The organism is Huijunlia imazamoxiresistens (assembly GCF_037132455.1).
Classification (GTDB): Bacteria; Bacteroidota; Bacteroidia; order Chitinophagales; family Chitinophagaceae; genus Flavisolibacter; species Flavisolibacter imazamoxiresistens.
This window is the reverse complement of sequence record NZ_JBBBEI010000005.1, coordinates 230,667-249,496: the sequence shown is the minus strand read 5'-3', so window position 1 is coordinate 249,496 and position 18,830 is coordinate 230,667. Positions and strand designations below refer to the sequence as shown.

General features: G+C 58.5%; 21 protein-coding genes. 1 reads left to right on the top strand and 20 read right to left on the bottom strand.

What is annotated here, in order from left to right:
* Positions 1 to 2: 2 nt before the first annotated feature.
* Genes uraH through allB form a run of 5 tightly spaced genes read right to left on the bottom strand, consistent with a single transcriptional unit; the run spans position 3 to position 4,206 of the window.
* Positions 3 to 341 (bottom strand): hydroxyisourate hydrolase, encoded by a 339-nt coding sequence (uraH, locus tag V9K67_RS08450; protein WP_336721444.1) that lies wholly within the window; start codon positions 339 to 341, stop codon positions 3 to 5.
* Positions 338 to 844, bottom strand: a complete 507-nt coding sequence (gene uraD, locus V9K67_RS08445) for a 2-oxo-4-hydroxy-4-carboxy-5-ureidoimidazoline decarboxylase (RefSeq protein WP_336721443.1) — start codon at positions 842 to 844, stop codon at positions 338 to 340. The genes uraH and uraD overlap by 4 nt, the downstream gene beginning before the upstream one ends.
* Before the next feature lie 17 nt (positions 845 to 861).
* Positions 862 to 1,596, bottom strand: coding sequence for a (S)-ureidoglycine aminohydrolase (gene allE, locus V9K67_RS08440; protein ID WP_336721441.1), 735 nt, complete (start codon positions 1,594 to 1,596; stop codon positions 862 to 864).
* 14 nt (positions 1,597 to 1,610) lie between these two features.
* Positions 1,611 to 2,846: a M20 family metallo-hydrolase gene (locus tag V9K67_RS08435; RefSeq protein WP_336721439.1), complete on the bottom strand. Its 1,236-nt coding sequence runs from the start codon at positions 2,844 to 2,846 to the stop codon at positions 1,611 to 1,613.
* A gap of 16 nt (positions 2,847 to 2,862) precedes the next feature.
* Positions 2,863 to 4,206, bottom strand: a complete 1,344-nt coding sequence (allB, locus tag V9K67_RS08430) for an allantoinase AllB (RefSeq protein ID WP_336721438.1) — start codon at positions 4,204 to 4,206, stop codon at positions 2,863 to 2,865.
* Positions 4,207 to 4,284: 78 nt separating this feature from the next.
* Here allB and pucL point away from each other — a divergent pair, with 78 nt between their 5' ends.
* On the top strand, positions 4,285 to 5,130 hold the full coding sequence (gene pucL, locus V9K67_RS08425; protein ID WP_336721436.1) for a factor-independent urate hydroxylase: 846 nt from the start codon (positions 4,285 to 4,287) through the stop codon (positions 5,128 to 5,130).
* Positions 5,131 to 5,188: 58 nt separating this feature from the next.
* Here the strand turns inward: pucL and V9K67_RS08420 are convergent, their stop codons facing one another.
* The 15 genes from V9K67_RS08420 to V9K67_RS08350 form a co-directional block, all read right to left on the bottom strand.
* On the bottom strand, positions 5,189 to 5,614 hold the full coding sequence (locus tag V9K67_RS08420; RefSeq protein ID WP_336721435.1) for a GNAT family N-acetyltransferase: 426 nt from the start codon (positions 5,612 to 5,614) through the stop codon (positions 5,189 to 5,191).
* Between the two features lie 12 nt (positions 5,615 to 5,626).
* Positions 5,627 to 6,328, bottom strand: coding sequence for a hypothetical protein (locus tag V9K67_RS08415; RefSeq protein WP_336721434.1), 702 nt, complete (start codon positions 6,326 to 6,328; stop codon positions 5,627 to 5,629).
* Between the two features lie 15 nt (positions 6,329 to 6,343).
* The gene (locus tag V9K67_RS08410; protein WP_336721432.1) at positions 6,344 to 7,171 is read right to left on the bottom strand and encodes an urease accessory protein UreD; all 828 of its coding nucleotides are present in this window, start codon (positions 7,169 to 7,171) and stop codon (positions 6,344 to 6,346) included.
* On the bottom strand, positions 7,168 to 7,803 hold the full coding sequence (ureG, locus tag V9K67_RS08405; RefSeq protein ID WP_336721430.1) for an urease accessory protein UreG: 636 nt from the start codon (positions 7,801 to 7,803) through the stop codon (positions 7,168 to 7,170). Before ureG ends, V9K67_RS08410 begins: the two co-directional genes overlap by 4 nt.
* An 82-nt stretch (positions 7,804 to 7,885) precedes the next feature.
* Positions 7,886 to 8,575: an urease accessory protein UreF gene (locus tag V9K67_RS08400; RefSeq protein ID WP_336721428.1), complete on the bottom strand. Its 690-nt coding sequence runs from the start codon at positions 8,573 to 8,575 to the stop codon at positions 7,886 to 7,888.
* Positions 8,568 to 9,077 (bottom strand): urease accessory protein UreE, encoded by a 510-nt coding sequence (ureE, locus tag V9K67_RS08395; RefSeq protein WP_336721427.1) that lies wholly within the window; start codon positions 9,075 to 9,077, stop codon positions 8,568 to 8,570. Before ureE ends, V9K67_RS08400 begins: the two co-directional genes overlap by 8 nt.
* A 170-nt stretch (positions 9,078 to 9,247) precedes the next feature.
* Positions 9,248 to 10,969, bottom strand: coding sequence for an urease subunit alpha (gene ureC, locus V9K67_RS08390; RefSeq protein WP_336721425.1), 1,722 nt, complete (start codon positions 10,967 to 10,969; stop codon positions 9,248 to 9,250).
* Entirely contained in the window at positions 10,966 to 11,337 is a 372-nt protein-coding gene (locus V9K67_RS08385; RefSeq protein ID WP_336721424.1) for an urease subunit beta, read from the bottom strand. Before V9K67_RS08385 ends, ureC begins: the two co-directional genes overlap by 4 nt.
* Positions 11,338 to 11,376: 39 nt before the next feature.
* The gene (gene ureA / locus V9K67_RS08380; RefSeq protein ID WP_336721423.1) at positions 11,377 to 11,679 is read right to left on the bottom strand and encodes an urease subunit gamma; all 303 of its coding nucleotides are present in this window, start codon (positions 11,677 to 11,679) and stop codon (positions 11,377 to 11,379) included.
* 642 nt (positions 11,680 to 12,321) lie between these two features.
* On the bottom strand, positions 12,322 to 13,350 hold the full coding sequence (locus V9K67_RS08375) for an XdhC family protein (RefSeq protein WP_336721422.1): 1,029 nt from the start codon (positions 13,348 to 13,350) through the stop codon (positions 12,322 to 12,324).
* Positions 13,313 to 15,616 (bottom strand): xanthine dehydrogenase molybdopterin binding subunit, encoded by a 2,304-nt coding sequence (locus V9K67_RS08370; protein WP_336721421.1) that lies wholly within the window; start codon positions 15,614 to 15,616, stop codon positions 13,313 to 13,315. Before V9K67_RS08370 ends, V9K67_RS08375 begins: the two co-directional genes overlap by 38 nt.
* Positions 15,617 to 15,691: 75 nt before the next feature.
* Positions 15,692 to 17,098: an FAD binding domain-containing protein gene (locus tag V9K67_RS08365; RefSeq protein ID WP_336721420.1), complete on the bottom strand. Its 1,407-nt coding sequence runs from the start codon at positions 17,096 to 17,098 to the stop codon at positions 15,692 to 15,694.
* 51 nt (positions 17,099 to 17,149) lie between these two features.
* Positions 17,150 to 17,863, bottom strand: coding sequence for a sulfite exporter TauE/SafE family protein (locus V9K67_RS08360; protein WP_336721419.1), 714 nt, complete (start codon positions 17,861 to 17,863; stop codon positions 17,150 to 17,152).
* Positions 17,864 to 18,003: 140 nt separating this feature from the next.
* The gene (locus tag V9K67_RS08355) at positions 18,004 to 18,324 is read right to left on the bottom strand and encodes a hypothetical protein (RefSeq protein ID WP_336721418.1); all 321 of its coding nucleotides are present in this window, start codon (positions 18,322 to 18,324) and stop codon (positions 18,004 to 18,006) included.
* A gap of 20 nt (positions 18,325 to 18,344) precedes the next feature.
* Positions 18,345 to 18,782, bottom strand: coding sequence for a FixH family protein (locus V9K67_RS08350; RefSeq protein WP_336721417.1), 438 nt, complete (start codon positions 18,780 to 18,782; stop codon positions 18,345 to 18,347).
* Positions 18,783 to 18,830 lie beyond the last annotated feature (48 nt).

Below are 18,830 nucleotides of genomic sequence, written 5' to 3'. Positions count from 1 at the left end.
ATTTAGCTTCCCCTGTACGTTGTATACCCGTACGGGCTTAACAACAAAGGAATATGATAGTGCTCGCCGCTGGTAATTTCAAAAACAATCTCCACGTAAGGATAGAAGGAGGAGAGGCCGTACAGGTCGAAATAGGCTTTGGTCAGGAACTTCATTTTGTACGCACCGAAAGAAAGGACGGCTTCCTTGCCGAGCAGCTCTTTTACCCGCCCGTCGTTGTCGGTAACGCCGCGGGCCAGCTCCTCCCATTTCCTTTCATGCTGCCGGTACAGGACAACCGTAACGCCAGAGGCGGGTTTGCCATGGCTGGTATCGAGGATATGCGATGTGATCTGGCTCATGATGCGAGTAGTTTTTGTAACCGGATAAGGGTGATCTTGTTTTGTTCCCCGGCGGCGATGGCGATTTCCGTTTCGGGGTCGTTGGGCAGGCGGGCCTGCAGGAGGTGCAGCATTTCTTCGGCGGTCTTGCCTGTGGCGCAAACGATAAAGATGTAGCCGAACTTTTCTTCATAAGCCCGGTTGCCGGCCGCCAGGGCCTCCAGCACGGCCGGGGAGGTATGCTGCACACCGGCCTGTTCGCCGGCCGCCCATTGGGCCGTGGAAGCAAATTTTTTCTTCAGCGATGCCAGGTCGCCGATCTTCGGGTGGTGGGCAAAGGCTTCCTTCCAGTCCTGCGGGGAGCAGGAAGCCCAGGCCTTTTCCGCTTCCCGGAACAAATCTTCTTCGTCCGCCAGTGGAAAGGCGGCGTTCACCTTTTCCTGCCAGGCCGTCGCCCCGCAACAGGCCGAAAGGGCTTTTATGCGCTCGCCCGGGGATAGATTATTTAATTCAGATAAGGTCATAGAATGCATTATTCCTCCTACAAGCGATTGACGTTTTTGTAATAAATGTAAACTGCCGGCTCCTTGCCCATGGCCGTGAACCACTGGGCGCAGTAGGGCGCCATCCAGATGCTGTCGCCTTTTTTCACCGGGTACCACTGCTGGTCGAGCATGTACACGCCCTGGCCTTGCAGGTACGTCAGGCCGTGCTCCATGATATGCGTTTCCACGAACGGCAGGTGGCCGCCGGGATCGTAGGTAAAGATGTTCACCGCCATGTCGAAGGAGAGGTTGTCGGGCAGCAGCACCTGCAGGCGCAGCGCCTCGTCGCCCAGGAAGGGCGCGCCTTTCACGGTGGCCGCATCGCCGAATATTATGGGCGGCAGCGCCTGGTCTTCCAGCCGCTCGTAGGTTTTCCGAAAAGTAAGTAGGCGGGTGCCCTCCTCCCGGTTTTCCAGCACATAATCCTTTCCCGGCGGCACGTACAGGAAATGGCCGGCGGGCAGGTCGCGTGCCGCATCGCCTACCGAGGCCCTGCACGTCCCGGCAACCACGTAAAAAAACAGCTGGTCGCCTTTGGTGGTGCCGGTCAGCAGGCCGCCCTGTTGCAGGGTCACCAGGGTCTGGGTAAAGCGGGCGCCCATTTCACGGCTGATGACCACGTTCACCGTGCAGCCGGTCCAGCCGGGCACCACGCTGTTGACGAAGCCGTCGCCGCTGATCAACGCATGGGTAGAGGTGACGACGGTACGGGTAAGGGCAGATATTTCCATGTCGGGGATTTTGATTAAGAATAGTGTTGGATCAGGTGTTGCATAAAGTTATCGGCAATTTCCAAAGCAGCGGCAATATCCGGCTCCTCCACCTGTTCGAGCGGGTGGTGACTGATGCCTTCAAAGCACCGCACAAAGAGCATGCAGACCGGGGCCACCGCCGACACGGGTACCGCATCGTGGCCGGCGCCGCTGACCAAAAACACCGGTGGGTAACCGGCCTCTTTGATGGCTTCCGCCAGCAGTTGCTGCAGCTGCGGGCTGCAGGCCACCGGGGCGCTTTGCTGCACGGGGTTCCATTCGAAGGCGAGGCCCCGCTGCCGGCAGAGGTCGGCACAGGCCTGCTGGAGGGCCTCCTCGGACCGCTGCAGCAGCGCTTCGTCGGCGCTGCGCAGGTCCAGGCTGCAGACCACCTCGCCGGGAATGACGTTGCTGGCCGCATGATGGACCTGGAGCTTTCCCACCGTGGCCACCACCCCGGCCGCTTTGGCCCACCGCTCCGCTTCGAGTATAAAGGCCGCCGCCCCGCAGAGGGCATCGGCCCGACGGTCCATCGGCACCGTTCCGGCATGTCCCGCCTGGCCGCGGAAGACCAGCTCCCGGCGGCGCTGCCCCGCAATGGCGGTCACCACGGCCGCGGGCAGGCCTTCCTGGTACAGCACCGGCCCCTGCTCGATGTGGACCTCGAAATACCCGAGCCAGCCTTCCAGGGCATCTTCCTGCACAAAGTCCGGGTCGCCGCCCATGGCAGAGAGCACCTCCGCCAGGGAAATGCCCGAAGCATCGGTCTTCGACAGCAGTTCTTTTTCAAAGGACCCCGCCACCGCTTTGCTTCCCAGGTAGGTGGAGTGAAAGCGGACGCCTTCCTCATCGCTGAAGGCGATCAGCTCGAGATGAAAAGGCAGCGACACGTCGGCTGCTTTCAGCCGCTCCAGCAGGTCCAGCCCCAGGAGCACGCCCAGCGGCCCGTCGAAGCGGCCGGCATGGACCACCGTATCGATATGCGAAGCGATGACAAAGGTTTTCGCACCGGCTTTGGGGGAAAGCAGGCGCGCCCTGGCGTTGCCGGCATTGTCCTTCCGCACCTGCAGGCCGGCCTCCCGCATCCACGAGAGCACGAGGCTGCGGCCGACCATAAAGGCCGGCGAACCCAGGGTACGGGTAATGCCGTCCGCATCGTCGCTGATCGCTGCCAGCTCGTGGATCCGGGCCATGATCCGTTCCGCCCGCCTTGTATATTTTTCCTTCAATGGGTTCGTGTTTCGTTCATTTTGCCGATTGCTCCCTTCTGACTACTGTCCCCTGGCGTCCCTGCGCAAATGTTCCGTTTTCATACACCAGTTGACCGCCCAGGTAGGTTTGCGCCACCACGCCGGTCAGCTCTTTTCCCAGGTAGGGCGTCACCTTGTGGCGGTGGTGGATGCCCTCTTCCCGCACCACGAAGCGCTCTTCCGGCTTAAAGACGACGATGTCCGCATCAAAGCCTTTTTCCAGCTTTCCCTTCCGGGCCTGCTGCCCCGTCAGCCGGGCGGGGGCCTCGCTCAGCCAACGGACAACCTCGGGCAGGGTATGCCCATGCCGGCGGGCGGCGGTCCATAAAGCCGGCAACGCAAATTGCAGGGACGCGATGCCGCCCCAGGCATTACTGAAATTGCCGCTTTCCAGCTGCTTCAGCTCCGGCGGCGCGGGAGAATGGTCCGTGGCCACGAAGTCCAGCACCCCTTCTTCCAGGGCCTGCCACAGGCGGTCGTTGTTTCCCCGTTCACGGATGGGCGGGGCGCATTTGAACTGGGTTTGCCCGTCGGCAATTTCTTCGGCGGAAAAAAACAGGTAGTGCTGGGCCGTTTCGGCCGTCAGGGGCAGCCCCTGTGCCCTGGCCCGGCGAATGGCTTCCAGGGAAGAAGCCGCAGAAACATGCACGATATGTACGGGACACAGGTATTCGGCGCACAGGCGGATCATGAGGTCGATGGCTTCTTCTTCCCACCGCCGAGGGCGGGAAGACAGGTATTGCCGATAGGAACGGTTATCCGTAACCGGTAGCGGCGTATCGTCCGCCAGCTCGCAATGCACCAGCAGCGGCAGGCCGTGGCGTGCGATCAGGGGCATCACCTTCCGCAGGTCGCTTTCGGTAACGTTGGGAAAATCGTCGATGCCGGAATGAGTCAGGAAGGCCTTGAAGCCCAGCACGCCCCGCTGGATCAACCCTTCTATTTCTCCTTCGTTGCCCGGAACGACGCCGCCCCAGAACCCGCAGTTCGTAAAAAGCTTTCCCGCAGCTGCCGCCAGTTTTTTGTCGAAAGCCGCCACCGTAGTCGTTACGGGCGACGAGTTCAGGGGCATGTCGGCCAGTAGGGTAAGCCCCCCGGCCAGGGCGGCTCTGGTGGCGGCCTCAAAGCCTTCCCAATCGGTTCGTCCCGGCTCGTTAATGTGCACGTGCGGGTCGATCAGCCCGGGAAGAACGACACTGTCGCAAAGATCCACCACGGCAGGATTCTCGAAGGACTCGGTGACCACGTCGGTGATGATGCCGCCTTTGATGCACAGGCTTCCTTCCATCATCCCGCCGGGCGTGACCAGGCATTTGCTTTTCAGGATCAGATCAAACATAGGCATCTGCAGAATAAATGAGTAAATTGGATAGTGAATGGTCGATTCACGTTCCTAATATTACATAAAATCAAGCGTATGTCCATCAGACTGGGAAAGAATGCGTACGGCAAAAATGCCGTAAACCTCTCGAAGATCATCCGGCACGCCGGCCATCACGAGTTCCGGCACATTTCGGTGAGCGTAGCCCTGGAAGGCGATTTTGAAACCGCTCATACCCTTGGCGACAACAGCAAAATACTGCCCACCGACACGCAGAAAAATACCGTGTACGCACTGGCAAAGGAACATTTCGTATCAGGCATAGAAGACTTCGGCCTGCACCTGGCGGGCCATTTCCTGGACAACAACCCGCAGGTATCCGGCGCCACCATCGAACTGACGGAGCATGGTTACTACCGCCTGTCGTTCGACGGAACGCCCCACCCCCACGCCTTCGTGGGCAGCGGCCCCGAAAAGCATACGGCTGCCATCGTGCACAGCCGGAGCGGCACTACCGTCAAGGCAGGCATCCGCGACCTGCTGCTCGTAAAGACCACCGACTCGGGCTTTGAAAACTATATCCGCGACCCCTACACCACGCTGAAGGAAACCGCCGACCGCATCCTGGCCACGCAGTGCGAAGTGGAATGGACCTACGCCTCTACCGACCTCAACTTTACGGCCAGCTATGAAGCCATCCGGGAAACGCTGCTGAAAACCTTTGCCTTCCACAAAAGCCTGTCGGTGCAGCAAACCCTCTATGCCATGGGCGAAACGGTGCTGCAGCAGTTCGAGGCCTTAAAGGAAATTTCATTGAAAATGCCCAACAAGCACCATATCCTGTTCAACCTGGAGCCGTTTGGAATGGAAAACAAAAACGAGATCTTTATCGCCACCGACGAACCGTACGGGTATATTACCGCTACGATTGTAAGGGAATAAGAAAGTTTACGGGTTTACAAGTTTACGAGTTGGCGTTCGCAGGTTCCAGGGTTCCCGGTTAAAAGGAAGGTTCCCGGGGAGTGGAGACCAGTTCCATAATGGTAAATTCAATACCTTCTTTGGAAAAGCGTTTATGGGTATCTGTTAAACCGAACTTTTCGTAAAAGGCTTTTTTGTTGACCCGGGCATTGCACCAGACCCTGGCGATGCTTTTCCTCCGGGCTTCGTCCAGCACATGCTGCAGCAGCCGGGAACCATACCCATTTCCCTGCTGATGCGGCAGCGTGGCCAGTTTGCGGAACTGCAGCTCCCTGTTCTTTTCAAAACAGGAAACCACCGACACCAGCGCTCCTTCCGCAAACAGGCCGTAATGAACACCGCTTGCATCGTCGGAAAGCTGCACAAACTCCAGGGGCTTGCCGGGCCACATGGCTTCCAACCTTATGGGCCAGGTTGCTTCCGGCCTGATTTCTTTAATAACCATTTGTTCTTGCTCTTACCAACCCAAAAATACCATCCCGGCGCCACAGGAAAAAATGGCGAACCCGCCGAGGGCATGCATGTAGCGTTCGAGCTTCTCGGTCTTTACCAGGGCAATGCCGTAATATCCCAGCACCACCATCACCAGCATGGTCGCCAGCGTAAACACCGTGTACACCCCGATCAGCAATCCCATCACCCACCACGACGACCGGGCCGCCGGGAAAGACAACAGGGGAATCATGGGCTCGCAGGGGCCCAACACAAAAATGAGGAACATCACCCAGGGCGTTACCTTGTTGCGGTCCTGGGGGTACACCACTTCGCCGTGCCGGTGCTCAAAGACCGAAACCGACCCGTCATCGGCGATATCGAAATGCTTGTGCCGGCGGTTCTGCCCCGCCCGCACCAGGCCCCAAATACCGTACCCCAGCCCGAACGCCAGCAAGGCCCAGCCGGCAATGCCGCCGCGCACCGACTCCAGGCCTTCCACCCGCGCCAGCGACCACCCCAGCAAAGCACCGCAAAGACCCAGCAACACCGAGCTCCAGACATGGCCGCAGCCGCACACCACCGTCCACCAGACCGTTTTTCCAAACGACCACCCCCGCGAACGCGAAAGGGCAATAAAGGGCAGGTAATGGTCCGGCCCCGTCAGCGTATGCAGACAGGCGATGGTTATCGCGGTAACAATCAGTATTTGAATTTCGGCGAACACGATTTTTGGGGGAGTTTACGGGTTTACAAGTTTACGAGTTCGTTCCTGAGTTCCTTTGTTTCTGAGTTCCTGAGTTAGGAGTTTATCTGCTACCTTCTTTAAAAGGGAGTGAAGGGTTTCGGCTTTGTGGCCGAGGAGGCGGAGAATCAGCCCGTTTACGGGGGCGGCGGTAAGACCGAAGCTGATGCCGGGAACCGCGGACAGGTCTTCGCTGATTTCCGCTATCCCTTCACTGACCGATGCCGTTTCATCCAGGAAGATCAGGCCGCCCTGGTGGGTGTAGCCCTCCCACTGCCCCAGGCCGGACAGGTCGGTAGCGTCAGGCCGCAGCAGCAGGTTTTCCTTCAGCACCAGCCGGCCGGCTAAAAACACCTCGGTAATATTCTGGTAATGGGTAAAGCGGAAAACCTCGCCACTCAACTTACGCCCGCAGGTAAGCACCTCGCCCCATACGAGGCGACAGCCGGAAGAAAGGTGCACGCGGTTGCGGGCGGTAAAATGCGACGCCACGTGCGGCACCACCGGCAGCGGCAAATAACAAAGCGAAGCGCCGGCGCCCAGCCGCACCTCCACCTGCTGCGTAGCCCCCTTTTTCATGTGAAAGAGCCGCTGGTAGGCCTGGGTATGCAGGTGCAGTTGTGTGCCTTCGGCGAGGTCGATGGTCACCTGCTGGCGGTCGCCGTCCAGCACGCCGGGCGACGAACTCATGATCATCAGGTGCAGCACCCCCTGGCGCCGGTCTTCGGTGATGTCGGCGACCTTGAAGGGCGGGGTGCAGTACACATCTTTCAAATATGTGCGGCCGTTGCGCAGGGCCGTTTGCAGGGAAAGCTCGGAGATCATCGCCACAGTTTAGGTTCCGCCTCCTCGGCCAGGGCGTATTTGCGAATCCAGTCGATCACGCTGTCCAGGCCCTCCAGCGACATCAGGTTGGTAAAGACAAAGGGGTTGCCCCGGCGCATTTTCCGGGCATCGCGCTCCATCACCTCCAGGCTGGCGCCTACGTAGGGGGCCAGGTCGGTTTTGTTGATCACCAGCAGGTCGGACCGGGTAATGCCGGGACCGCCCTTGCGGGGGATCTTGTCGCCTTCGGCCACGTCGATGACGAAGAGGGTCAGGTCGGCCAGGTCGGGCGAGAAGGTGGCCGACAGGTTGTCGCCGCCGCTTTCAATGAAAATGAGTTCGATATCGGGAAAACGTTCCGCCATTTCCTCCACCGCTTCCAGGTTCATGCTGGCATCTTCGCGGATGGCGGTATGCGGGCAGCCGCCGGTTTCCACGCCAATGATCCGCTCGGGCGGCAGCAGGCTGTTTTGGGTCAAAAACTCCGCGTCTTCCTTGGTATAAATGTCGTTGGTGATCACGCCAATGCTGTAGCGGCCGCTCATATGCCGCGACAGCCGTTCGATCAGCGCCGTCTTTCCCGATCCCACCGGTCCGGCAATGCCGATCTTGATATAGGTTCTTTCGTTCATAGTTTACGTTATCAAATCAAGGGAAGTATGTTTTTTTTCTCCCTTTTACATTCTCTATTTTGGATACTACATGTTACATTTTCTACGACATGTACAACCGCGAATACAGCTGCTCGTGCTGCATGCAGCGGATGTCGAAGCCCGTACAGCAAAGGCCGATCGTATCGGGGTCGGGGTTCATGGAGGCAGCGGCCAGGCGGACGATCAGCGGCTGCAGCGCGAACAGGAGCTCCTGCCCCTGCTGCTGGCCCAGGGGCACCAGCTTGACGCTGTTGGTGACCATGCCCGAAGCCGCGTTGTAATAAAAACCGGCAAGGGCTTCCTGTTTGGGAATGCCCAGGGCAAAAGCGTACAAGCCGAACACGATGCAATAATGCCCTGAGGCCCGCTGGGCGCGAATCGCCCCAACATACTCCTCTGCCAGGGCAAAAGGACAAAGTTCCCGGAACACCTTTACCAGCCGCATGCCCAGCTTCTGGCTGGCCTGCCGCATTTCGCGGGGCAGCTTCAGGGCCGTGCATTCTTCGTCGAGCTGCAACAGGCGCTCCCAGTCGTTTTGGGCAGCGGCCTCATATGCCAGCGACACAAAGGCCGCATCAGTATAATGAAGGTTCTGCGACAGCATGCCCACCACAAAGGCCCTGGCCGTGGCGGCATCGTGCACGATCCCTTTTTGCACATAGGTTTCCAGCCCGGAGGAGTGGGCAAAGCCACCCACCGGCAGGGCGGGGTCGGTCAGCTGCAGCAGGGGCAGCAGGAAGGAATTAGTCACTGGCGGAGGTTGTCAGTTGTAAAATTTTGGAAAACAGGGTGCCGCCGCTGCTGTGGCTGTGCGGGGCCACGGAGGTTCTTACCGGGTAGAGCAGCTTGCGGATCTGCTCCACCGGCTCGAAACCGGCGGCCTGCAGCAACCGGAAGAGGGGCGCCTCGAAGGGCACCAGGATTTCGTCGTTCTCGTAAAACAGGGGCAGGTGCTTGTTGCCGATCTCGTAGCATAGGCTGGCCATCTGGTGCATGTTCTGCGGCCGCAGCACGATGGCCTCGCAGGGCGGGATGTCGATCACCACCAGGCTCAGGGCATCTTCGAACAGGATATCGTCCTGGGCCAGTCCCGGGGCTTCCTTTAAAAACTTCAGTACCAGCTCGCGGCCCGACTGTGTCCGCTTGTGCAGGATGCGCTTATTCGTTTCGTACCACTGTACCGGAACACGGTCGATCCGGCGATTGTCGATGGCAAACGTTGCCAGGTTGCCGATTTTTCGCTGTATGAGCATAGTCGTATTCTTTTAAGGTTTACGAGTTCAGGGACGAACGATTATTGAGTTCCATAGTTCCAGAGTTCCAAAGTTCCAGAGTTATAGTTCACCTGTTCACAAGTTTCCTTGTGCACCAGTGGGTTTTAGGTTTTGGGCTTTTCTCCATTGGCCAATGACCAATATCCGTCTTAAAACAGAAAATACCGCTGGGCCAGGGGCACGACGGCGACGGGTTCGCAGGTGATGGGCTGACCATCGACCTTTACTTCGTAATTTTCCGGGTTTACCTGGATCTCGGGGGTGCCGCTGTTGTGTACCAGGTCTTTTTTAGAAATCGAGCGGCAGTTTTTGACCGGCAGCACCTTTTTTTGTAACCCGTACGACTGCACCACATGGCGTTCCAGCGAAACGGCGGATACGAAAGTAATACAGGTGGATTGCACCGCTTTTCCGTATGCCCCGAACATATGCCGGTACAGAACCGGCTGGGGGGTAGGAATAGAGGCATTCGGATCTCCCATTTTACTGCCAATAATAGTGCCGCCTTTGAGGATCATCTCGGGTTTGGCCCCAAAAAATGCCGGTTTCCACAACACCAGGTCCGCCCACTTGCCCACTTCCAGCGAGCCCACATAGTCCGAAATGCCGTGGGTAATGGCCGGGTTGATCGTGTATTTGGCCACGTAGCGCTTCACGCGGAAGTTGTCGTTGCCGGAGCCTTCGTCCTCGGGCAGGAAGCCCCGCTGCTTTTTCATTTTGTCGGCGGTCTGCCAGGTGCGGGTGATCACCTCCGCCACCCGGCCCATGGCCTGCGAGTCGGAGCTCATCATGCTGAACACGCCCATGTCGTGGAGGATATCCTCCGCCGCGATGGTCTCGGGCCGGATGCGCGAATCGGCAAAGGCCACGTCCTCGGGCACCGACTTGTCGAGGTGGTGGCACACCATCAGCATGTCGAGGTGCTCGTCGATGGTATTGCGGGTATAAGGGCGCGTGGGGTTGGTGGAGGAAGGCAGCACGTTGGGGAACATGGAGGCCCGGATGATGTCGGGCGCATGGCCGCCGCCGGCGCCCTCGGTATGGTAGGTATGGATGGTGCGCCCGTTGATGGCGGCCAGGGTATCTTCCAGAAAACCCGCCTCGTTGAGCGTATCGGTATGGATGGCGATCTGCACGTCGTACTTGTCGGCCACCTGCAGGGCGGCGTCGATCACCGCCGGTGTGGAACCCCAGTCCTCGTGAATTTTGAGGCCCAGGGCGCCGGCCTCCACCTGTTCTTCCAGGGGCGCGAGGGCGGCGCAGTTGCCCTTGCCCAGGAAGCCGAGGTTCATGGGAAAGGCCTCGGCGGCCTCCAGCATTTTGCGGATGTTCCAGGCGCCGGGAGTGACGGTGGTGGCATTGGTGCCGTCGGCGGGGCCGGTGCCGCCGCCGATCATGGTGGTGATGCCGCTGAACAGGGCGTGGTCGATCTGCTGGGGGCAGATGAAGTGGATGTGGGTGTCGATGCCGCCGGCGGTGGCAATCAGGCCGGCGCCGCCGTGCACCTCCGTGGAAGCGCCGATGATCATGCCCTCATCCACGCCGTCCATGGTATCGGGGTTGCCGGCCTTGCCGATGCCGGCGATCTTGCCGTCCCTGATGCCGATGTCGGCCTTGACGATGCCCCAGTGGTCGATGATCATCACGCTGGTGATGACCATATCCAGCACGCCTTCGCCGCGGCTGGCGCGGGCCGACTGGGCCATGCCGTCGCGGATGGTCTTGCCGCCGCCGAATTTGCCTTCGTCTCCGTATACAGAAAAATCTTTCTCGATCTGGATCAGCAGGTCGGTATCACCCAGGCGCACCTTGTCGCCCGTGGTGGGGCCGTACATGTTGGCGTATTTGATCCGGTTGATGTGTACACTCATGCTTGTTCGTTTTTGAAATTCCGGCCGGCAGCTTTTTCCAGGGCGGCATCGGCCGCTTCGGGTGAAGCGGCGCCGTTCACCAGGCTGTTGAATCCATAAAGCTGGCGGCTGCCGCCAAAGGTTACCAGCTCCACCTCTTTTTCCTCGCCGGGCTCGAAGCGCACGGCCGTGCCGGCGGCGATGTTGAGGCGCATGCCCAGGGCAAGGCGGCGCTCGAAGGCCATTTGCCGGTTCACTTCGAAAAAGTGGAAGTGCGAGCCCACCTGCACGGGGCGGTCGCCGGTATTGACCACGGTCAGCCGCACCGTGGGGCGGCCGGCATTGATCTCGATGGGGTCCTCTGCCAGTATGTATTCTCCGGGAATCATGTCGTCAATCTTTTAGGGTTGTCAATCTTTTCGGGAATTTTAGCGGATCGGGTCGTGCACGGTCACCAGCTTGGTGCCGTCGGGGAAGGTGGCCTCGATCTGGATCTCGTGGATCATTTCCGGGATACCTTCCATCACGTCCTCACGGGTAAGGATAGTGGCGCCGTACTGCATCAGTTCGGCCACCGACTTTCCATCGCGGGCCGCCTCCTGCAGGTGGCTGCTGATCAGGGCGATGGCCTCGGGGTAATTCAGCTTCAGCCCCCTGTCCCTGCGTTTCTGCGCCAGCTCGCCGGCCAGGAACAACAACAATTTCTCGGTTTCCCTTGGAGTTAAGTGCATAATATATGGTGGTTAATAAATCTTTACGGGAGCAATTTCTTTAAAACTAAGCAGCATACGGGAATTTTGAACTGATTTTTCTCAAATCTTTCCCACAATTTTCCAGAAGAGGGCGATGCCGCAGGCCCGGAAAGCCTTTTGAACAACAAAGGGAGCGAAAAACCTCACATGAACAACAGGGACCATATATAAAAATAGCCCCTCCAGGGGGGGGCAGCCGGCGACTACCAGCCAGGAGCAAACGAAAAAAGCAGCCGGGAGCACCGGCCGCCTTTTCCTTAAGAATTTACCTGTTTGCAACAGGAAACTGGGTTACCTGTTTTCCGGATTTCAACATTTCCATTTCAGGGTAAAAGAACAGGGGTCCCCCTGGTGAAGAGAATGGGTGCTTGGGTGAACAGTTGGGTATCCCTGGGGCCATGAAGCCCGGAGTACGGACCCGGTCAACCCTGTACAGGGAGCACAAAAGGCCTGCAGTACAGTATGAACCCGGAGCGGCATTGTCATGGAAATGGAGGGGCACGGAAAAGAAACGGGCTTCCCGGTATAGCAGACCGGAAATCTACTACGAAATTAAACTATTTATGCATATTCTTTTTTAATTATTTATTCCTGAGCTTTTTAGCCCTGCCCGGGAAGGACTTACACCTCTCCTTCCTTTTTGTTCTTCACGGTGGCCGGTATGGCCGCCTTCAGCCCTTCCCGGCTCCGCTCATTTTTCACCTGGATGATCTCTGCGGCTATGCTCACCGCGATCTCTTCGGGTGTCTGGCTATGGATGGGAAGGCCGATGGGCGCATGGATCCGCTGCAGCCATTCCTCGGGCAGGCCTTCGGACCGGTAGGCGGTAAACATCTGCGCGATCTTATGGGCACTGCCCAGCAGGCCGAAGTAGGCAAACTCTTTTCCCAATAAAGCCCTGACGGCGGTATCGTCGGAACGGTAGCCCACGGTCATCACCACTACGTAGTGGTGCGGTCCTGATGGAATATAGTGCCGAAGCTCACTGTAATCGGAGAGGATATGTTTTTCGTGCACGTAAAAATTTTTCTGCAGCGTGTTCAGGTGCGGACGATCCTCGTACAGGCGGGTGTAAAAGTCCATGTTGTACAGGAGGCGGGAAAAGGCCAGGGCGCAGTGGCCGCCGCCCACCAGGTACAACTGGTTTTTGTAGCCGATCTTTTCTTCGTATTTCCAGTCGTCGTCGGAAATTTTTTGAAAATAATAATCCCCGTCGGGGGCGGCGCCTTCCAGGAAGCGGATGCCGGCGGGCGACAGTGCCAGCAGGCCGTCGCCGTTCTGCTGCAGGCAGTGCACCATCCGTTCAATAAGGGCTATTTCATCGGCATGCACCCGGTACAGGAATACGGTTTCCTCGCCCGAGCAGATCATGCCGCTCTGGTGGCGGGCGCTTTTGTCGTGCACCTGCAGGCGCAGGGTATGCTCCTCCTCGCCGCTGACCAGCTTGTCCTTGGCCCGCTCCACCAGCTTGTGTTCCATGATGCCGCCGCCGATGGAGCCTTCCATTTCACCGGCAGCATTCACCGCCATGAAAAAGCCCTGACGGCCGGGGCTGCTGCCCTTGCTGTGCAACACGTACAGCAACATGACGGGGATGCCCTTCGACAGGCTCTTATGAATGAATTGCCAGGTGATCAGTTGTTTGTTCATGCGGTTGCAAAAATCCTTTTTGTGGGTATAAAGCCAGTAACACTTTTTCGGGCGTCATGGGAGCGGAAAACGGCACGACGGCTCCCGGGCGGAAGGCCCGCAGGGCGTTGCGCAGCGCAAAATACGCACCGATGCCGTACATCAGCGGGGGCTCGCCCACCGCCTTGGAGCGGAAGACCGCCAGGTTGTCCGCATCGGTCTGCAGGAAGTCGACGGCGATGGCTTTCGGGGCCGAATAAATATCCGGCACCTTGTAGGTGGAAAGGGCATTGGAGCGCAGCCGCCCCGCCTCGTCGTACACCACCTCCTCCAGCGTCATCCAGCCCACGCCCTGCACGATGCCGCCCTCGATCTGGCCGCGGTCGATCACCGGGTTCATGCTGGCGCCGAAGTCGTGCACCACCCGCACGGCGTCGATGGTATAGGTGCCGCGCAGGCAGTCGACCGTTACGGTGGTGATGGCCGTACCGTACACATGGTAGGCAAAGGGATGACCTTTTTCCTTCGAGGCATCGAAGTGGATCTCCGGTGTGGCATAGTGGGCATGCTCCGACAGGCTCACCCGTCTTACAAAGGCCGCCATCACCAGCTTCGGCCAGTCCAAAGACGTTGGCTGGCCATCCGCCCACACCTGGCCGTCCTTCACCGCCACGGCGCCGGGCTCCACGCCCAGCTCTTCGGCAGCTACTTTCTTCAGGCGCTCCAGCAGGGCCGTACAGGCCAGCAGGGTGGCCTTCCCATTGAGGTCGGCAGTGGCACTGGCGGCCGAGGGCGACGTATTGGCAATGCGGAAGGTAGAGGTGGATTGGATTTTTATTTTTTCGGGCGGAAGGGCAAACACCTCTGCCGCCACCTGCAAAATCTTGGTATTCACCCCCTGCCCCATTTCCACGGCGCCGGTGGTGATGCCCACGCTGCCGTCGGTGTATACGTGCACCAGTGCGCGGGCATGGTTCATAAAGGTCTTGGTAAAGGAAATGCCGAAGCAGATGGGCATGAAGGAAAGGCCTTTTTTATACTGCCGGTTGCTACTGTTAAACGCCTCCACTTCCTTTCGCAAGTCCCCAATCGCATAAATCTCCTCCGCCTTTTTCCAGCAGGCGCGGGCTTCGCTTTCGGCGATCTGGCCGTAGGGAAATTCGTCGCCGGTTTTATTCAGGTTCTTTTCCTGGATCACCGCGGCATCGATGCCCAGCGCTTCGGCGGCATGGGCAATGGCCGACTCGATGACGAACATGCCCTGCGGGCCACCGAAGCCGCGGAAGGCCGTATTAGGCGGCAGGTGGGTGCGGCAGCTGTAGGCCGTGGCGGTGACGTTGGGCACAAAATACGAGTTGGTACAGTGGAACAAGGTGCGCTCGAGCACGGCCGGCGACAGGTCGGCCGCGGCGCCGGCATTCTGGTAAAACTCCACCTCCCAGGCAATGATGTTCAAATCCTTATCCAAACCTACTTTATAATCCGAAGAATAAGGGTGGCGCTTTCCGGTCATGACCATATCCTCGGCCCGGTGGAGGGAATATTTTACGGGCTTTTTCAGCACGTAAGCAGCCAGGGCGCAGAGGGCGGCCCAGGTGTTGGCCTGGTCCTCCTTGCCGCCGAAGCCGCCGCCAAGGCGGCCCACCTCCACGTCCAGCAGGTGCATGGGCACGCCCAGCACGCGGGACAGGCAGCGCTGCACGGCCGTAGGCGCCTGGGTGGAGGAATATATTTTGAGCCCCCCGCCCTCCGAAGGCAGGGCGTAGGCGCCCTGGGTTTCGATATAGAGGTGCTCCTGCCCGTTGGTATCGGCCGTGCCTTCAAAAACATGGGCGCACTGCTGCCAGGCGCCGGCCGTATCGCCCAGCTTAAAGGTGCGGGGCGGCACGATCAGCTCGCCTTTTGCCTTGGCTTCGCGGGGATTGGTGATTACGGGCAGGGGGTCGATATCGGCCCGTACCAGGCGGACGGCGGCACGGGCCGCCTCTTCGGTCTCGGCCACCACCAGGGCGATGGGCATGCCGCAGAAATGCACTTCCGAATCAGCCAGCAACTGCTCGTCGGGAACAATGCCGCCGATCTGGTTATCGCCGGTAATGTCGCGGCTGGTAAAGATCTTGACCACACCGGGGAGGGCTTCGGCCTCTTCCAGGTGCAGGGCCGTGATATGGCCATGGGCTACCGGTGAGCCGAAGGCGGCGGCAAAGAGGGTGCCCTGCAGCAGCGGCAGGTCGTCGAGGTAAACCGATTCGCCTTTTATGTGGGTGATGGAATCTATATTTTTCATTGCGGAGGGGTTTTGAGGTACAGGAATTTGTTCATTGGTTAATTGGGATATTGGGCAGGGAACCACCCTTCCTAATTACGCATCACTTCTGCTCATCTCTGCTTCCACTAATGACACAAAATGGGCGCGGATCAATTGCCCCAGCAACAACCGCTTGTATTGCTCTGAGCCACGGGCATCGCTGATGGGACTGACCTCGGCCTGGGCCAGCTCGACGGCTTCATCCACCAGTTGTTCGCTGATCTTTTTTCCATGTAAAAAGGTCGAGGTCTTTTCCAGGTAAAGGGGTATAGGAGCGACACCGCCTGCGGACAGATGCGCTTCGGTAATGCTGTCATTATTCCTCCTCAAACTGATAGCGGAATTGACGCTGGCAATATCCAGGTGGGTGCGCTTGCTTACTTTTTCGAAATGAAAATGCGTATGGGAGTCCGGCAGGCGGAAGCTGATCTTTTCGATGTATTCCCCGGGCAGCCGGTCCAGTTGCTTATAACCTTTGTACAGCTGGCGCAGGGGCAATTCGCGGCGGTTGTCGCCATCGCCCAGCAGCAGGCGGGCATCCAGGGCCAGGAAGAAAATGGTAAAGTCGCCGATGGGAGAGGCATTGATGAAATTCCCTCCTACGGTGGCCATGTTGCGGATAGGTGTAGAAGAAACCAGTTTTATGTAACGGTCCAGCCGCGGGAAGTGGCGCCGGAACAGCTCCGACTCCGCCAGGTCCGTAACCGTTACATTCCCGTCCAGTACACAACGATCGCCTTCCTGCACGATACGTTTACCGCCGTTCTGGAACAGGTAGCGGTTGGCGGAATCCTTTAGTTCGTCGGGCCGCTGCACAAGCAGGTCGGTTCCCCCTCCTACGAAGGGTTGGGGCTTTTCCCCTCCGGCCAACTGGCCGTCGGCAGCAAGCGACAATTGTTGCAGCCGCTCTTTTATCCCTGCGATATAATGCGGCACCACGCCCTTTTTCACGGCAAAAGTCACCGGGTCCGCCCCTCCCCTGCCCTCCATCGCTTGTGCCACCTTGCGGGCGGCCCGTTCAATGGATTTGTAACCGGTGCAGCGGCAGATATTGCCGTCGATAGCGGCCAGGGCATTTTCGGAAGTAGCTTCTTTGCCGCCCAGGCAAAAGCCGGTCAGCGACACCACGAAACCAGGCGTGCAAAAGCCGCACTGGGTGGCGGCCTCGTCCACCATGGCCTGCTGCACGGGGCTCAGGGCGGTGCCATTAATACCTTCAATGGTCAGCACGTGGCGGCCCTGCACGTTGGCCAGCGGCGTCAGGCAGGAAACAAAGGACCGGTAGACCAGTTCGCCCTCCTTCAGTTCGCCTACCAGCACGGTGCAGGCCCCGCAGTCGCCCTCGCGGCAGCCGATCTTGGTACCGGTGAGATGGCGGTGGTAGCGAAGATAATCCACCAGCAGCGAGCCGGGCGGAAGGCTCGTAACCTGTTCGGTATTGTTTAAAATAAATCGTATCAAAAAAGGAGGTGTTGGTTCCTTTTAAAGATAAGATTTTCAGGTGAAACGGCCTTAATGGCACAGCACCGCTGCCTGGGGAGCATCGGGCAGGGCCGGGCTGACGAAGGGAATGCCCAGGTTCAGGCCCCGCAGCACCAGCAGGGTGGCCATGAAGAACAAAAAGACGGGAACGGCCTTGCGCAGGCCGAGGCGCAACTGCTGGTTGACATAACTGCCGAAAAACACGACCGCTACCATGGCGGGAAAAGTGCCCAGCCCGAACAGCAGCATGAACAGGCTGCCCTTCAGGGCCGAGCCGGCCAGCAGCGACGAACTCACCGCCAGGTAGATCATGCCGCAGGGCAGCAGCCCGTTGAGCACGCCAATGGCAAATAAGGAGGTATACTTTTTCGACTGGAACAGTCGGCCCAGCGCGAGCCGCAGGTGCACAAAAGGCTTATTGGCCCAGGTAGCCAGCAGAGTGGTAGCTTTTTTCTGCGAAGGAAAAAGAAGGTACATAAAGATGCAGGCACCCAAGGCAATGGACAGGTTGCCCTGCCAGTGCGACGACAGCAGGTATTCCCCGGCCAATCCCAGTATCCCTCCCAGCACGGCATAGGTCAGCACCCGCCCCGTATTGTAGATCAGGCCGCCCAACAGCCGTCCGCGGCTGCTGCGGTGCGCTACCGGCAACGCCATCGCCAGCGGCCCGCACATACCCACGCAATGCAGGCTGCCGATGAGGCCCATGACCAGGGCGGTGGTGATGATTTGAAGGAAATCCATGTGGGGGAGGTATTGGTTAATTGGTTAATTGGGATATTGGGATATTGGGCATTCAGGTCGAAGCGTATTGGGTCATTGGACATTGGTCATTTGGCAAGGACGGCCCCTCCTAATTCCCAATTAACCAATGAACCAATACCTCAACTCCTGTTCCACCAGCGAACCAAGCCACTAACGCCGGCCAGCAGCAGCGGGAAGGCGGCAACGGCATAGCCGGCGGGGGAAAGGAAGAGGAAGGGATGTACCAGCAGCGAGGCGCCGGCAAAGGACAGGAAGACGCTGCTTCCCAGCTCCTTTTTACGGCTAATGAACAAGCCCGTTGTGGCCAGCAGCAACAAGACCAGGGGCGATGAGGGCTGGGCCTCGGCTCCGTAATAAAAATAGATACCAAAAGCGCCCAGCAGGCCGGCCAAGGCTGCGATCCTCATCGTGACGGGGGAAGAAAAGACTTTTAGAAACATCGGTCCATAAGGTTAAGGGATTAGAAGAATATTTTTTGCTCGTGGTAAAAGGACTGGCCACCGGACTGCCAGGAAAGCTTGATGTCGTACATGCCGGAAAGGCCGCCGGGCAGCAGCACGTTGCAATCGGTACCGGTAACGGAAAAGCTTTTGCGGATGTCCTTGCGGGCATCGGAAGGACGGTACAGGTACAGTTCCCCTTTCACCTCCTTGCCGACAAATTCCGAAGGCAAGGCCAGCTTCAGCTCGCCGCCCGCATAAGTTATCTGCGGAAGGGCCGACAACTCGGAAGCCCGCTGCCGCCGGTCGATAACATTCTGGAACTTCAGCTCTTCACCGTAATAATCTTCCGTCACCAGGTCGAACGTCTGCCGGTTGGCCTGGAACACCAGGAAAAGAATGCCGATCACAAATGTGATATACGCCCCTGCTATTTTATATCCCCAGGAAATTTTCATAAAATGTTTTTTAGTTTTTTTATACTACCTTTTTTTAATTCTTTCACC

Excerpts from the sequence above, each read along its gene's own strand:
- V9K67_RS08385 (WP_336721424.1), bottom strand. The coding sequence starts at position 11,337 with ATGATTCCCGGAGAATACATACTGGCAGAGGACCCCATCGAGATCAAT.
- ureC (WP_336721425.1), bottom strand. The coding sequence starts at position 10,969 with ATGAGTGTACACATCAACCGGATCAAATACGCCAACATGTACGGCCCC.
- V9K67_RS08355 (WP_336721418.1), bottom strand. The coding sequence starts at position 18,324 with ATGTTTCTAAAAGTCTTTTCTTCCCCCGTCACGATGAGGATCGCAGCC.
- ureG (WP_336721430.1), bottom strand. The coding sequence starts at position 7,803 with ATGAACGAAAGAACCTATATCAAGATCGGCATTGCCGGACCGGTGGGA.
- ureE (WP_336721427.1), bottom strand. The coding sequence starts at position 9,077 with ATGCTCATACAGCGAAAAATCGGCAACCTGGCAACGTTTGCCATCGAC.
- V9K67_RS08410 (WP_336721432.1), bottom strand. The coding sequence starts at position 7,171 with ATGATCTCCGAGCTTTCCCTGCAAACGGCCCTGCGCAACGGCCGCACA.
- allB (WP_336721438.1), bottom strand. The coding sequence starts at position 4,206 with ATGTTTGATCTGATCCTGAAAAGCAAATGCCTGGTCACGCCCGGCGGG.
- pucL (WP_336721436.1), top strand. The coding sequence starts at position 4,285 with ATGTCCATCAGACTGGGAAAGAATGCGTACGGCAAAAATGCCGTAAAC.
- ureA (WP_336721423.1), bottom strand. The coding sequence starts at position 11,679 with ATGCACTTAACTCCAAGGGAAACCGAGAAATTGTTGTTGTTCCTGGCC.
- allE (WP_336721441.1), bottom strand. The coding sequence starts at position 1,596 with ATGGAAATATCTGCCCTTACCCGTACCGTCGTCACCTCTACCCATGCG.
- V9K67_RS08350 (WP_336721417.1), bottom strand. The coding sequence starts at position 18,782 with ATGAAAATTTCCTGGGGATATAAAATAGCAGGGGCGTATATCACATTT.
- V9K67_RS08360 (WP_336721419.1), bottom strand. The coding sequence starts at position 17,863 with ATGGATTTCCTTCAAATCATCACCACCGCCCTGGTCATGGGCCTCATC.
- V9K67_RS08420 (WP_336721435.1), bottom strand. The coding sequence starts at position 5,614 with ATGGTTATTAAAGAAATCAGGCCGGAAGCAACCTGGCCCATAAGGTTG.
- uraH (WP_336721444.1), bottom strand. The coding sequence starts at position 341 with ATGAGCCAGATCACATCGCATATCCTCGATACCAGCCATGGCAAACCC.
- V9K67_RS08375 (WP_336721422.1), bottom strand. The coding sequence starts at position 13,350 with ATGAACAAACAACTGATCACCTGGCAATTCATTCATAAGAGCCTGTCG.
- V9K67_RS08370 (WP_336721421.1), bottom strand. The coding sequence starts at position 15,616 with ATGAAAAATATAGATTCCATCACCCACATAAAAGGCGAATCGGTTTAC.
- uraD (WP_336721443.1), bottom strand. The coding sequence starts at position 844 with ATGACCTTATCTGAATTAAATAATCTATCCCCGGGCGAGCGCATAAAA.